General features: G+C 50.9%; 8 protein-coding genes. All 8 read left to right on the forward strand.

The genetic code is table 11. The annotated features are described in order from the left end of the window. Window positions 1-85: 85 nt before the first annotated feature. The 8 genes from QZQ08_RS01440 to QZQ08_RS01475 all read left to right on the forward strand — a co-directional run bounded on the left by QZQ08_RS01440 (window position 86) and on the right by QZQ08_RS01475 (window position 15,681). Window positions 86-2,851, forward strand: coding sequence for a heavy metal translocating P-type ATPase (locus QZQ08_RS01440; protein WP_296326888.1), 2,766 nt, complete (start codon window positions 86-88; stop codon window positions 2,849-2,851). Window positions 2,852-3,586: 735 nt separating this feature from the next. Then, window positions 3,587-4,879, forward strand: coding sequence for a GGDEF domain-containing protein (locus tag QZQ08_RS01445; protein WP_296326889.1), 1,293 nt, complete (start codon window positions 3,587-3,589; stop codon window positions 4,877-4,879). 31 nt (window positions 4,880-4,910) lie between these two features. Further along, a complete protein-coding gene (locus QZQ08_RS01450) occupies window positions 4,911-8,015 on the forward strand; it encodes an EAL domain-containing protein (protein ID WP_296326891.1) in 3,105 nt (1,034 codons plus the stop codon). A 1-nt stretch (window position 8,016) separates the two neighbouring features. Beyond that, the gene (locus QZQ08_RS01455; protein WP_296326892.1) at window positions 8,017-9,702 is read left to right on the forward strand and encodes a hypothetical protein; all 1,686 of its coding nucleotides are present in this window, start codon (window positions 8,017-8,019) and stop codon (window positions 9,700-9,702) included. A 54-nt stretch (window positions 9,703-9,756) separates the two neighbouring features. Further along, window positions 9,757-11,088, forward strand: a complete 1,332-nt coding sequence (locus QZQ08_RS01460; RefSeq protein ID WP_296326894.1) for a nucleotide sugar dehydrogenase — start codon at window positions 9,757-9,759, stop codon at window positions 11,086-11,088. 12 nt (window positions 11,089-11,100) lie between these two features. Beyond that, a complete protein-coding gene (locus QZQ08_RS01465) occupies window positions 11,101-11,988 on the forward strand; it encodes a polysaccharide deacetylase family protein (RefSeq protein ID WP_296326897.1) in 888 nt (295 codons plus the stop codon). A gap of 10 nt (window positions 11,989-11,998) precedes the next feature. Next, on the forward strand, window positions 11,999-13,801 hold the full coding sequence (locus QZQ08_RS01470; protein ID WP_296326899.1) for a glycosyltransferase: 1,803 nt from the start codon (window positions 11,999-12,001) through the stop codon (window positions 13,799-13,801). Further along, on the forward strand, window positions 13,798-15,681 hold the full coding sequence (locus tag QZQ08_RS01475) for a hypothetical protein (RefSeq protein WP_296326901.1): 1,884 nt from the start codon (window positions 13,798-13,800) through the stop codon (window positions 15,679-15,681). Before QZQ08_RS01470 ends, QZQ08_RS01475 begins: the two co-directional genes overlap by 4 nt. The last annotated feature ends 11 nt before the right edge of the window (window positions 15,682-15,692 follow it).

Genomic DNA, 15,692 nt, shown 5'->3' on the forward strand with positions numbered 1-15,692 from the left:
AAAGAGGGACCTTCGCTTAAGATAAGAATGAAAACAATACCGTGGTAGGGTATCAATACAGATTCAACTAAAGGAGGAATCCTCAATGAAACAATTCAAGGTCGAGGGCATGACCTGTGCTTCCTGTCAGGCCCACGTAGAAAAGGCTGTAGCCGGCGTTCCCGGCGTGACCAGTGTCTCTGTCTCTCTTTTGACCAACAGTATGGGGGTAGAAGGGGAGGCCAGCAATGAAGCCATCATCAAGGCCGTAGAAGATGCAGGATACGGTGCGTCACCCAAAGGAATGGACAGCACGAGTGCAAAGCCGTCTAATGATGATGCGTTAAAGGATACGGAGACGCCTAAATTGAAGCGGCGCCTGATCTATTCCATTGGCTTCCTGCTCGTCCTCATGTATCTGACAATGGGGCACAACATGCTCCATTTCCCGTTGCCCGCCTTCCTTGAGGGAAACCTGTACGGGTTGGGGATTACGCAGCTGCTCCTTGCACTCATCGTCATGTTCATTAACCGGGCCTTTTTCGTCAGCGGCTTCAAGAGCATGAAGCATCTGGCACCCAACATGGATACCCTTGTGGCGCTTGGCTCCGGGGTTTCCTTCCTGTGGAGCCTTTATGTCCTTTATGACATAACCTATCTTGGTTCCCACGGAGCGCCCCTTTCCGCGCTCATGAAGCGCTATATGGAGGATTTGTATTTTGAATCGGCGGCCATGATCCCGGCGCTCATCACCGTGGGCAAGACCCTTGAATCGATTTCCAAGGGCCGTACAACGGATGCCCTCAAGGGACTTATGAAAATGGCGCCCAAAACAGCCACCTTGTTGATTGATGGCAAGGAAACGACCGTACCTATTGAGACGGTGAAGATTGGCGACGTTTTTGTTGTTCGTCCGGGGGAAAACATCCCCGTTGATGGGGTCGTCCTCAAAGGGACCAGCGCCGTCAACGAAGCGGCCCTGACGGGAGAAAGCCTGCCTGTTGACAAAAAGCCCGGTGATAAGGTCCAGACGGCTACGACAAACCAATCGGGCTACTTGGAATGCCGTGCCACGCGCGTCGGTGAGGACACGACCCTGTCCCAGATCATCAAACTTGTGAGCGATGCCTCGGCTACCAAGGCGCCCATTGCTCGTATTGCTGATACTGTTTCCATGTACTTTGTCCCAACCATCATCGCCCTTGCCGTGATTGCTACTGTGGGGTGGCTCTTTGTCGGAGCTTCCTTTGGTGAGGCCATTGCCCGCGGCATTGCAATCCTTGTTGTGGCCTGTCCCTGTGCCTTGGGCCTTGCAACGCCAGTTGCCATCATGGTTGGCAATGGCGTCGGCGCCAAAAATGGTATTCTCTTTAAGACCAGTGAATCCCTTGAAATTGCGGGAAAAGTGAGCATTGTGGCGCTTGATAAGACGGGAACCATTACCAAGGGACAGCCGAAAGTCACGGACATCGTCCCTGCTGCCGGCATGACGGAAAAAATGCTCCTCCAGCTTGCCTATGACCTGGAACAAAAGTCCGAACATCCTCTTGCCAAAGCCGTTGTGGAAGAAGCCCTTTCCAGGCAGCTTACTGCCGAAACCGTTGATGACTTTTCCATCCTGCCCGGCAACGGCCTGACGGCCAAAAAGAGTGGAGCCATCCTTCTTGGTGGCAGCCTTTCCTATATCAAAGGGACCGCCCGTCTGGACCCGTCCTTGGAAAAGCAGGCGGAAGCACTGGCAGAAAAAGGTCGGACACCGCTCCTGTTTGCCCTTGATGGTGCTGTTATCGGCATGATTGCTGTCGCTGACGTCATCAAGGAAGATTCCCCCAAGGCCATCAAGGAATTGCAGAAGATGGGCCTTACCGTAGTCATGCTGACAGGGGACAATGAAAAGACGGCAGAAAGCATTGGCCGCGAAGCCGGTGTGGACCGCGTCATCGCCGGCGTACTGCCAGATGGCAAGGAAACGGTGATCCGCGAGCTCCAGAAATATGGCAAGGTTGCCATGGTCGGCGACGGGATCAACGACGCGCCAGCCCTCACCCGTGCCGATATCGGTATTGCCATCGGTGCCGGTGCCGATGTAGCCATTGATTCGGCCGATATTGTCCTCATGAACAGCAAACTGACCGACGTTTCCGCTGCCGTGCGTCTCAGCCGCAGTACTGTCAGGAACATCCACGAAAATTTATTCTGGGCCTTCTTCTACAATGTCGTCTGCATCCCTCTTGCCGCAGGTCTCATCCCTGGTCTCAAGATGAACCCCATGGTAGGAGCGGCCGCCATGAGTCTGTCGAGCTTTACGGTCTGCATGAATGCCCTGCGCCTGAATCTGACCAAGATCCATGATGGGTCGAAGGATCGTTCCAAGCATCATGTAGAAGTAGGGACGGTACCGGTAAAACGAACTGACCTGCAAAACGGCGGGACGCCCCAAACTGGGGCCGTGTCGGACATGGACCTTATTGTGAAAGGCATGACCTGCAGCCACTGCGAAGCTCATGTGAAAAAGGCTTTGGAAGCCCTGCCCGGCGTAGTAAGCGCCGCTGCAGACCATACGAAGGATAGGGTCCAGGTCACCCTTTCGGCGCCCCTTGATGAAAAAGCTGCCGAAGATGCCGTGACAAAAGCTGGCTATACCTATGGCGGAATCATGGGAAGGGGGGAGGATAAAGCGACCCTTCACGTAAAAGGCATGATGTGTGCCCACTGTGAAGGCCGGGTAAAAAGAGCCCTCGAAAGCCTGCCTTCCATAGTAAGCGCCACGCCTTCCCATGAAACAGGGAAAGTTGAAGTAATCCTTGCTGCCCCACTTGACCGTGAGGCCGCAAGAGCAGCTATCGAAAAAGCCGGATATGAACTGAAATAACGGATACCTTGTAAGGAGCCGCCTCGTGCGGTTCCTTTTTTGTGCGTCCATCAGGGCGCACACTTCAATGAGAAAGGTCTTGTGCTGTCCTAGTCGAGGGAACCTCATGACCAAACATCAAGGGCAGTATCAAGAGGTGGAATCTCCTGTACGGGTTATGACCAGTAAAGGAAGGGAGAAACCTTAGGAACCCGCCGTACAGCGAAAGGTACGCAGAGTGGTATGAGCGGTCGGGATTAAAAAATGCCTCTGCCTCAGTCATGTGTCTTGGAGGAAAGCCCCATATAAGGCATTTATAAATGTGAAATCTTTGTGAAATATTATGACCTGTTTCATTCTCGTCCTTTCTTGATAGAAACAATAAATGTTGTCCTAGAACCTTTCCTAATAAGGAACTATCGAGTAAATAGTGAAAATTTTTGTACTTTGTAATTGTCTTTTCCACCTATATGGGAAAGAAACGATTGTTAAACTTCCGCCACTGAGATTCCGCCAATAGGAATTTCTTTTTACAAAAATATTATACTTAATACTTATTGTAAATAAGAAGCAAAGAGAGACAGGATTTCTTGTGATCCATCTGACCCTTCTTATTGTCATAAGGATATTTTATCATGTATAATACATCTATATTTCTTGTTTTTAATGGGAATGAGCGGATAATATTGGCAACAAACAGCAACTGATTGGGTAATTTACCCTCTTTGTGGGGGAGAAAGCGAGGAAAACGGCATTATGGCTTCACAAAATTACATATGGTCACCTTATGGCGTCAGTATCAATCAGGATTCCTTTTATGATGATGGAAACAGTCCCGAGGAATCCTTCCAAACCTTGATGGCCCAATTCAGTCAGCATCTTGATGGGAAACGGGTCTATATTTTGGAAAAGATTGGTCCTGACAGTTTTATTATGACCTATGAATGGAAGGTTTCCCCTGTTTCAGTGCGGGAAATGCATCAAGTCTTCACGGCCTCCCAGATTGAAGCCCGTTTTCCTCATATTTGGAACCAAGAGGTCGTAGAGACGGAAAAGGCCTATGCGGCCCCTTTGAAGCGCCATGGAAATATTATTGGCATCATTGGGTTCGATAAGGACCTCAATAAGCCGCACAAAGATAGTTCCCAATCGGTTCGGCTGCTCGGCTTTTTTGTTTCGACCCTTCTTTATAATTGGAAGCTCATTGAACGGCTCCAGAGCCTCGGCTATACGGATCCCCTGACCGGTGTAGGAAATTTCAATCGCCTTCTTTCCGCGCTTGACCATTTGTCGGATGAAACAAGTCTGGGCGTCATTTTTGCCGATGTCTCGGGACTTAAGAAAATCAATGATAATTATGGCCACGAGGCGGGCAATGACCTGTTGACCCGGGTTACGGGAACCTTGATCCAGGTCTTTGATAAAAAGCAGGTCTTTCGCGTTGGTGGGGATGAATTCATCATTCTTGATGATGGCATCAAGGAGGCTCCTTTTCTGGAAAAGGTCAAGGAAATCCGTATGCTCATGGCCTCCCGGAGCATCGATCTTGCCGTAGGCACTGTATGGGTCCCGCAGTTTACGATGGATTTTTCCATCTTGAAAGAAAAAGCTGACCGGCGCATGTACGAGGAAAAAAGGGCTTTCTATGAAAAAATGGGACAGAAGGCGCCTGTATACCATCAAAACAGCGCAGAGGAACTGTCCCTTCGCATCAACTGCGATACCGTGCCTTCGCCTTTTTTTGTCTTTGCCGTGGAACGGGATGACTTGGGCACGATTAAAAATATTCGCATCAAGGTCGTGAACCAGGCCTTTGCCGATCTTTTTAATATGCGTCCAGAACGCTGGACCAATCGTTCCATCATGTCGCTGCTCAAAGCCCCAGATCAGCCTCTGTGGGCGTATATCCATAAAATGGCCAATGAAAAGGAAAATGTAACCTTTCGCATCAAGAGCCAGTTTCTCCAGGAAGAGATGCTGATTTCCATGAAAATGATGTCCCCTTATTATGGGACCCTTGTCATGATGCCTCTCGGCAAGAAATCGTAAGGACCGTGTCTTTGAGGAAGAAGGTGTTCCTATGAATGATCAAGCATACGATATTGCTAGACTAAAAGAAGCGCAGGGGAATTGTTTGGACAGTACCAGTGATTTCTGGATGCAGGCCGAACAGCTCCAAAAGGAACTTCTCCAGCAGGGGAAGAGAGCCTGCTACATTTTCCTTGATCTTGAAAATTTCCGCTTCATCAATATGCAGGGAGATATCAGTGAAGGGGCCCATTTGCTCACGGAAGTTTCTGCCCTGATCCATCAGACTTTTCCCGATGTCCTGATTACGCGCGGTGCCTCCATACAGTTTGCTGTTGTGACCGGGGTGCCGGATGTGCGGGAGCGGCTTGTCCATCTTCATAAGAAGGCGCTTTCCCTGCGCAGCAATAATCAGCTTGACCTTAAGGCGGGCATATTCATTGTCTCCGATCCCCAGATCAGTCCCATCACCGCTTCCGATTATGCCAAAGCGGCCTGTGCCCATATCAAAAAGGACTATCAGGCGGTTTACCGGGAATATGACGAAGATCTTCAAAAGCATCTGGCCATCGATCACTATGTGGTGACCCATTTGGAAGAGGCCCTGAAAAACCACGATATCAAGGTGTTTTTCCAGCCCATTGTCAGGACCTTGACCTGTAAGGCCTGCGCGGCAGAAGCCTTGGCCCGCTGGGATGATTCCAAGTATGGCCATTTGCTGCCGTCTATCTTTATCAAACCGCTGGAAGCTACGCAGCTGATCACCAAACTGGATCTTTATGTAGCCGAAGAGGTCTGCCGTCTTTATCAGGAACTTCAGCTCCGGCCCGATGTCAATTTGCCCATTTCCATCAATTTTTCCCGCAGCGATTTCCAGCACTGCAATATCCGCAGGGAACTTGACCGGCTCCGGGCCCAATATCACGTGCCGGACCATGCCCTGTGCGTGGAGGTTACGGAACGTGGTTTCTGCGATGACGTATCGTTCCTCAAGGACCAGCTCACGGAGCTGCGGGATCATGGCTATGAAGTGTGGATGGATGATTTTGGAAGTGGTTTTTCCTCGTTGAGTCTCCTCAAGGATCTGGATGTGGACCTTGTCAAGTTTGACCTGCGTTTTCTTGTGGGCAGTGCCCATATCAATCGGGGCAACTTCATCATCGGTGCCCTCATTGCCATGGTCAAGCAGCTGGGAATGAAGACCCTTGTGGAAGGGGTTGAAACCGAAGCGCAGCTGGATTATCTCCAAAGTGTGGGCTGTGAACGGATGCAAGGATATCTTTACAGCCGGCCCATTCCGTTTGAACAGTTACTGGATCTTGCCATCTGGGATACGGACGAAACGGAGCCCAATTGCCGGTATTATAACGCTGTGGGCTGCTGCAACATGGTGCAGGCCATACCGGAAACAGTTTCCCATGGTAAGGACGAACGGCTGGTCCTTCCATCCCTGCCTGCCTGCATCGTTGAATATCAGGCAGGGAAAATGAGCCTTCTTGAAACGAACGCAGCCTTTACGGCGCGGGAAGGGCAGCTGGCGTTCCGCGATCCTGCGGCTTTTGATGAATATATGGGCCAGGCAGGGACCTTTTGCCGCAGGAACCTTCTGCAGGCTATCAAGCAGTGTCAGGATACGCAAAAGGGCTTAACCATTGAAGTCTCCAGCCATAATGAGGTCTGCAGCCTGCGCATCGATCCTATTGCCAAAAACGAGGCAAGTGGAGCCGAGGCTTTTCTCATCATCCTGACCGGTGTCCGCACGTCTGCCTTCAAGGAACGAAAGGCAGCTGTCCAGAGTATCATGAATGGGATTTTTTCCCTTTTTGACAGTTTCTTTGTGCTCAACCTAACAACTCAGACCGTTCATCGGATCAAGGTGGGAATGAATGTGACCGATGAAATCGAGCGGCTTCCCCTTCCTTTATTTTTGAGGGAATGGGCAAGGCGGCACGTTTTTTCGGAAGACTGGAAACGTTTTCTGCAGTTTTATGATCTGTCCACCTTGGTCACTCGCATCAATGAATCAGGATGCGGCTATCTTTCCACTTTTTTCCGGGTCACGAGCAGTGAACAGGAAAATCGCAATGGCTGGCAGCTCCATTTGGTCTGGCTGTCAGGAGAACCCTCCGATATCAAGGTCTATTGCGGAACGGTCAACCTGCGCTATTTTATGGGGGCCGAGATGCCACGCCCCATGGAACCCCTTTTGGTGCGGAACAAGCTGGTACCGTTTTCCAAGATAGACAAGGATGCCGCTATGTTGCCGGAAGTCCTCTGGGAGGCCATGCTCCATTTACCGGAAATGAATGTTTATTGGAAAGACGTCAAGGGCCGCTTCATGGGAGCCAATGATGCTTTTATGCATTATTTCAATCTTTCTTCCTTGGATGATATTCTCGGTAAGTCGGAGGAGGAACTGGGATGGAATGTAGAATTTGACCCAACGTATCGGGAAGAGGAAATGCTTCTTGGGCAGATTCCTGTCATTTCGGAGGAAAAGGTCCACTGCATGGCCAAGGGCATGATCCGCACGGTCATGATGAACAAGATTCCCCTCATTGAAGCCGGACGAATTGTCGGCAGTCTTTCTTGGTTTCGTGACGTGACCCGTTTTACCCAGATCCAGGCGGAACTCAAGAAAAAAAGCACCATTGATGCCTTGACAGGTGCCTTGAACTATCAAGGGTTCAAGGAAACACAGTCCCATTTTGTGGATAGTTATCAAAAGTGGGACCTTGATTTTATTTTGATCTATATGGATCTGGATGATTTCAAGCACTGCAATGATACCTATGGTCATGGTTTTGGCGATTTGGTCCTTCAGGAAGTGGTTAAACGCCTCCAGAAGATCTTTAATCATTATGGGGTCGTTGCCCGTGTGGGAGGCGATGAGTTCATTGCGCTCCTGCCCATTGTTGAATCCGAAGAAATCCGCCGGATCAAGCAGGAAATTCAGCAGGTCCTCAAAGCGCCCCTATCCATTGACGGCAGATCCTATCAGGGCGGAATCTCCGTGGGCATTGCCCGCTATTCCGAAAGAGAGGATATGGACGCCCTGCAGGAACTTGCTGACCAGCGGATGTACGAAGATAAGAAAAAACGTAAGAAAATGCAGGGTCTTACGTATGGATACCTAGTGACCACGGAAGGAATTTAACGTGAGGTTATATCGAACTGATTATCCTAAAATCCTTTGGGGGATTGTGCTCTTAAGCTTCCCTTTTGCGATGCCCGGTGCGGCTGAAGCTGATCCTGCCCGAATAGAGGCGGCGCGGCAAGTGGGGCTGGCCCTTTCCCAGTTAGACGCCCCGACGCGTCAGGAAGCGGTGAAAAAACAGCTGGAAACCTTTTCTGAATTGTCGCGCCTTACGGCCCGGGAAAGGGCCATGGTGAGCGTCCTTGAAAAGGAATACAAACGGGCTTATTCGGCCTATGAAAAGGCGCAGCAAGCGCTTGAAGAAACGGAAAAGAAGAAAATCTACGCGTCCCTTCAAAGCGGCGATGAAGCAGTGATGGCGCCGCTTGAAAAAGAAGCCTTGCGCCGGGAAAAAGTCCTTACGGATGCCAGCGTGCGTCTGGCCCTCATCAAAAGAAGGCTTGAACCGGCAAGGACCCAGCTTGCCGCCTTGACGGCAAGAAGGGATGGGGTGCTGGATGAAATGGCAGGTCTTGTGCCGCAAAAAAATGTGCCTGCAGAAGGACTTTCCTCTGTCTCAGCTGACGCGGCTACCCTGAAAAAAGGGACAAACCTTGCTGAAACGCCGTCTGTCCCGACGGAACCCTTGACGGACCTATCCCGTAAACAGGCTGATTATGCCGAAGAACTGGCAGATCTTGGCTATTATGAGGAAAAGCATGCCCGGGATCTAGCCGTCCTTGAAACGCCGGAACCGACCGTCGACCTATCCAAAAGATTCAAGATTGATGGGGAACTCCGGATTGATAACAATGATACCTCCAACCATCATGCCGTCGATCCGGAACGAAAACGGACCCAGTTCCCCGATGACCGGCTGCGGCTACGTGCCAGGATCTATATGGATTACAACCTAGATGACAACTGGCACGCCATTGGGATGCTCGAAAGCGAGAAAGCCCTGCATGGTGATGACAGCATGGACGGGACCATTGACCTTGATCGGTACTACCTGAAAGGGGCTGTTGGAAAAGTCATGGTCATGGCCGGTGCTTTCGGCAAGACCCTGGCGGGAGGAAACATCTATGACAGCAGGTTCAAGGGCATCCAAGTGGCCTATGGCAATCATCATCCCTGGTACTGGGAAGGGGCTTTTGGCAAGATCAATGAGGCCGATGAAGTCACGGCACTTACCGCGATTTACCAAAAAGGGGAGAATAAACTCTCTTTAGGGGCCTATGGGTTCCGAATGGATGGGGGCAACAACCGGAATATCGGCCTAATTGGTTATGAGATGCCTCTTGGCGGTTGGTGGCACGTGGGAGCCCAGTATCTTTATGGACATGATGAAACAGAACCCGGCGGGAGCGGAGGCGTCTTTTCATTGAGCTGCGGCGAGGAAAACAGCTGGGAAAAGGGCAACCTCTATACCTATGCCAAGTACTATTACCAGCCTCGGGCAACCTATGTGGAACATACCATGAATGGGGTGGCTGATTATATGCATGGTTTTAAGGGCTATGGGCTGGGCTTATCCTACACGCTGACCCGCGATTGGGTCCTGAGCCTTGAGTACGATGATTTGGAAGACCTCCAATATGGGACGCGCAACCGTACCCTTTGGGCAGGCCTTTCCTACTATTTCAAGAATTACGGAAATGAAGAACCGGAAGAGGATAATCAAGATAAGACAGAAGGAACGAAATGAATGACTTTGGCGGCCCTGTCTGTCAAAGGGAAAGGAAAAAATAGGAAATAAGTGATGAATGCTTTTGATCTATATAGCGAACTGACTGCCAGAAAAACCAAATTGGCGGTCGTCGGATTGGGCTACGTGGGGCTGCCACTAGCCGTCCAATTTGCCAAGCACTACGACGTCATCGGTTTTGACACCAATGAAAAAAAGGTGGCCCGCTACAAGGCGGGGGTTGACGTGACGGGAGAGGCTGGGGATGCGGCCCTTAAAGAAACGGACTGCATGTTTACGGCCCAGGAAGAAGCGCTGAAGGCTGCCCATTTTTTTGTCATTGCTGTCCCAACCCCACTTAATGGGGACAATACACCGGATTTAACGGCGGTCAAAGAGGCAACGGGCCTTGTGGCCCGCCACCTCTCCCAAGGCAGCATCGTTGTTTATGAATCAACCGTCTATCCCGGCGTGACAGAAGATATCTGCCGGCCCATCCTGGAGCGGGAAAGCGGCCTTATCTGCGGGCGTGATTTTAAGATTGGCTATTCGCCGGAGCGCATCAATCCGGGAGACCGCCATCACCGTCTTTTCAATATCGTCAAGATTGTTTCTGGGATGGACGAGGAAACGTTGGACGCAGTGGCTGCTGTTTATGAATCCATCATCGAAGCCGGGATCTATCGGGCGCCTACCATCAAGGTCGCCGAAGCCGCCAAATTGGTCGAAAATTCACAGCGGGACATCAATATTGCCCTTATCAATGAATTTGCCATGGTCTTTAGCCAAATGGGTATTGAGACCAAGGAGGTCATTAAGGCCATGAATACCAAATGGAATGCCCTGGGGTTTTATCCCGGTCTTGTAGGGGGACACTGCATCGGCATCGATCCATATTATTTCGTCTATCAGGCCGAAACCTTAGGCTATCATTCCCAGGTTGTTTCCGCCGGACGGCGCATCAACAATGGCATGTCAAGTTTTGTGGTGCGTCAGGTCCTGACCCGGCTCCTGCAGGCCAAGATCGATATCTGCAGGGCCAACCTTTTCCTTTTTGGCATGACCTTCAAGGAAGACTGTCCTGATGTCCGAAATTCCCGGTCCTATGATGTCTATGAGGAATTCTGCAAGTGCGGTCTTGCTCCCAAAATGGTCGATCCCTGTGCCGATAAAGAAGAAGTCAGCCGTCTTTATGGGCTTGAACTGACGCCCTTGGAAGCTGTTCATGACGCGGACTGCATTGTTTTTTTGGTTCAGCATGAAGCCTTTCGAAAGCTGCAGCCCGGTCAAGTGGCAAGGTTGTTTCGCCGCCCGAAAGCGGGTCAGCAGCCAGTCCTCATTGACGTCAAGGGCATGTTTGAACGAAAAGCTTTTGAGAAAAAAGGCTTTCTTTACTGGAGCTTGTAAAAGGAAGTACCCATGAGAAGTGAAACAAAATTAAAAGTGGGTCTGGGCCTTGTCCTTTGTCTTTTTCTTGGAGGCGGGATATATGTCATCCAGGGGATGGTAAAAGACCTCAATGCTCGAGAAGTCACGCGGTTCATGGCTGAACCGGCTGCTTCCTACGAGACTTCGGAAGACGCCGTCAAAAAGGCTATTGAACGCTATCAACAGGGCACTGGACCAGCCCGCCTCCTTGCTCGTCCTGCCTCTTCATCGGTGCTTCTTGTTTTTGATGGACTGCCTTCCAAGACGGATACAGAGCGGCTCTTAGCGGTCCTTCGCAGCCATCAGGTTACGGCCCTTTTCTTTGTTGAAGGGGAAAATGCGGCCATGGATAAGGAACTTGTGCGCAAAATCAAAGAAGACGGCCATCTAATTGGCAACTTTACGTTCCATGGACAGGCACGGGCAGAGGCCCTGCCGCTTGATAAGTTCATGAAAGAAGTTGTGGACACACAGACGGCCCTATCGGATCTTACCGGATCGGCCCCACAATATATGCGGGCCCCGAGGACGCAGGTTACAGCCGACCTTCTAGTAAGGACAGCTGCGGCCGGTCTTCCTGTGTATGTAGATACGCCCCTTTTGTTTTACCCCGGTCAGATGGCAACTATAGATGCTGTCAGAACATTTGCCCTAGGCGTGGGAGGCGGGAGCATCCTTGCCGTGGAAAGCGGCGTCCCAGTCGTGGGCGGGCCTAAAAAGCCCAAGGTCCAAAGGGGGAAGAATGGGCCCATCGAGCACCCGCCCACAGTCAAGGACCGTCCAGAAAAAGCGCCCTCGGACGAGGCCAGTTTAGCAGAAAAAGTAGAGGTCTTGATTGAGTCCCTTCAACAGCGGGGCCTTAAGATTGTTGGATTGTAGGAGAAGGATTGTGAAAGAACATTGTGATGTCCTCACGAGGGAGAAAAAAGACCGGCGATTGTTATCCCATGTGCCGGATGCATCCGGGGTGCGCAGTCATCGGGACCGTCGCAGAGGAAACGGCGGCGGACAGGGCTCCGAGGATTTTGGTGCCTATATCAGGGAAGATGCTGCCGGACGGCGCTATCTCGTGGATTATGAAGTCACCGTTTGTGTAGGAAAGGACCGTATCAAGGCACAGGCCATTGACATTTCAACGACGGGCATGCTTCTTCATATAGAGCCAGGAAGTGATGAATCCTTGCTGATTGAAGGAACAACCCTTTCCCTTTCTTTTGAAATTACCCCTGGGACCCTGCCTGAAGGATATGAAATGAAAATCAAGGACCTAGCAGCTGCGGTCGTCAGGACGTTTCATAAAGAGGATCAGGCGGGTCTTTTCATTGGCGTGCAGTTTGCGGAAACGCTTGCCGAGTTTGCCAATAAAAAACGGGGCCGCTACATGCTGGGGATTGCTTCGTTTTTTCTTTTCATTGTTGTTTTTGTCATCATCATGATGCGGGCTGAATCGGTCCTTTATTTTCGATTCAACAAGACTCTTTATTTATATAGCATCATTGCCGCCACCCTGCTGCTGTCACGCTACCTTTTTGGCGCGTTCTACCGCCCCATGAAGGTGGATCCCGATTTTACGCCGGGGGTCACGATCATCATTCCTTGTTTCAACGAACAGGCGTGGATCGATCGAACCATCCTTTGCGCCATTAACCAGGATTATCCGCCTGAACAGCTGGAAGTCATCGTTGTCGATGACCACTCCACGGACAGCTCCTGTGAAGTGATCCAACAGACCATTGATTCCCTGACGGCATCAGATCAGCTTTTCCATACGGACCAGCGGATACGCTGGATCCGCCAGCCCCAGAACATGGGGAAGCGGGAAGCCATGGCCCGGGGAGCCGAGCTTTCCACAAAATCCCTCCTCGTCTTCGTGGATTCGGACTCTTTTCTTGATCCCTATGCCGTCAGGAATCTTGTCCAGCCATTCAAGGACGAAAAGATGGGCGGCGTGTCAGGACGGACCGACGTGGCCAATATCTACACCAATTCCCTGACCAAGATGCAGTCCGTCCGCTATTATATTGCCTTTCGCATCATGAAAGCAGCGGAAGGCTACTTTGATGCTGTAACCTGCCTGTCGGGCCCGCTTTCGTGCTATCGCAAGGACCTTGTCCTTGCCCATAAGGAGGCTTGGCTGCACCAGACGTTTCTGGGACAGAAGGCAACCTTTGGGGATGACCGGAGCATGACAAATTTCATCCTCCGCGGACATCGTACAACTTACCAGGATACCGCCATCTGTTCCACCATTGTTCCCAATACCCACCGCATGTTCCTCCGGCAGCAAATGCGCTGGAAACGGTCCTGGCTGCGGGAATCCCTGATTGCCGCTCGTTATATGTGGAAAAAGGAACCTTTTGCCGCCATTTTTTTCTATATGGGTTTTTTGGTACCCATTATTGCCCCCATCATTGTTCTCTATAATGTCTTTTATGTCCCCATCATGTACCGGATTGTCCCCTTGGGCTTTTTTGTCGGGATGTTCCTGATGGCGGCCCTAATGAGTCTTGCCCAGCTTTTTTTGCGGCGCAGCACAACTTGGATCTATGGTATGTGGTTCTGTGTCTATTATGAGCTGGTCCTTCTCTGGCAGATGCCCGTGGCTTGGTTCACGTTCTGGAAATCCAATTGGGGGACCCGTCCCACACCTGCTGACATAGGTTCTCAAAAAGGAGGGAAATCAAAGTCATGAGCCTTGGAGATCATGCCTATACGATGCTCAAGGACCGCCGCAAGAAACGGCGTGTCCTAATCGAGATTGTTATCCTCCTTTTGGTCCTGCTGGGAATTTTTTATGCTTTCTTTTTCCTAAAATCCTATACACCCTATGCTGAGGATGAGGCAAGTTCCACCCTCAATACAGGATTCATTGCCCTTTCCTATGGTGGGGTTGACCGGACGGGGCGGACATCGGACCTTATTGGGGAACCTCTTTTGAAGAATCATTTGGCAGCCCTTCGGAAAGCGGGCTATGTCACGATCACCAGCAAAGACGTGGCTGCTTATTATTATGAAGGGAAACGTCTTCCGCCGCGGTCCCTCTATCTGATGTTTGAGGATGGGCGCCGGGATACGGCTATTTTTGCCCAAAAGAGCTTGGAAAAATATAATTTCCATGCCACCATGTTTTCCTATGCGGAAAAACTGGAATCCAAGGATCCTAAGTTCCTCAGCAAACGGGACATGAAGTCTCTTTTGGATTCATCCTTCTGGGATATGGGAAGTGATGGGTACCGGCTGCGCTTCATCAACGTCTTTGACCGCTACCACAATTATCTGGGTGAGCTGACGCCGCTGCAGTTTTCCATGCTGCGTTCCAGCCTGGGACGCAATTACAATCATTATCTCATGGATTATCTCCGGGATAAGGATGGCTATGCAAGGGAAAGCTACCAGCATATGGTGCGGCGGATTGATTTTGATTATATGAACCTTCGCGATACGTACCAGCGGGAATTGGGCTTTGTTCCGGAAGCCTACGCCCTCATGCATGCCAACACCACTCAGTTTGGTAATCAGGATGACGTGAGTGCGGTCAATGAAAAGTGGATCCGCCGGCTCTTTACCATCAATTTCAATCGGGAAGGCAGTTCCTTCAATGCCCATAACAGCAGTCCTTACGACCTGACCCGCCTGGAACCGGGAACCCAATGGCCTGTCAATCATCTTTTGATGCGCGTGGCTGCTGATACGAAAGGCATGGGGAAGATTCCCTTTGAAGAGGGCGACAAAAAGCGCCAAGAAGCGTGGAAACGTCATTCTGGCGCCTCGGAAATCACGGGTAATTCCCTTATCCTTACGACGGCTCCCTACGGGATTGGACTGACCGAGCTTGTAGGCAGCAAAGCATACCAAAATTTCAGCCTTTCCGTTCGGCTTACGGGCAACACCTTTGGTCGGCAGCAGCTGTTTCTGCGGGCAAGCAAGGACCTTTCAAACTGCCTTCTCGTGGAATTGAGCGGCGGCAGGCTTATCGTTATGGAACGGCGCCATGGGAAAGATACACCGCTCTTGCAGGAAAATGTGGACGTGCTCCTTGGAAAATCCCGCCTTTCTGTTGAAGAAGCCCGGAAAGAAGCGGAAGTAAAGGACTATGAAACGCTCGCCCGCTATGCCCCGACAAGACAGATCGCTGAACGGTATGCCCAAAAAGCCATGGCACGAAAGGCGGAACCGGCCCGTTCTGTCAATGAGGGGGCTGCTCCCTATGAACCGAAGCTGGAACGAAATACCCGGGAAAGCCACAGCCTGACCCTTTCCCTTCAGGATGACCAGCTTTTGATCACCCTCGATGGGAAGGCGCTTGACCCTCTATCCGTCCTTGTCCTTGATCCAGGCTGTCTGTTTTTGGGGGCGGACATGGGGAAAAATGAAAGCTGGAGTCAAAAGAACCAGTCTGAAAGTGTGTATGATGCGATTTTCGAAGACCTTGTCATTCGCTCTCAAACGGGCCTTGATCCCCAAAAGGAGCAGGTTCTTTATTCCCTTGAGCTGTCTGGTCTTGACCGGTTCCGGTACGAAGCCGGGCAATACTGGGAAGACATCTTGAACTGGTTCCTTCGTTATATCTAAAAGAAAGGGGA

It is taken from the genome of uncultured Acidaminococcus sp. (genome assembly GCA_900538365.1).
Classification (GTDB): Bacteria; Bacillota; Negativicutes; order Acidaminococcales; family Acidaminococcaceae; genus Acidaminococcus.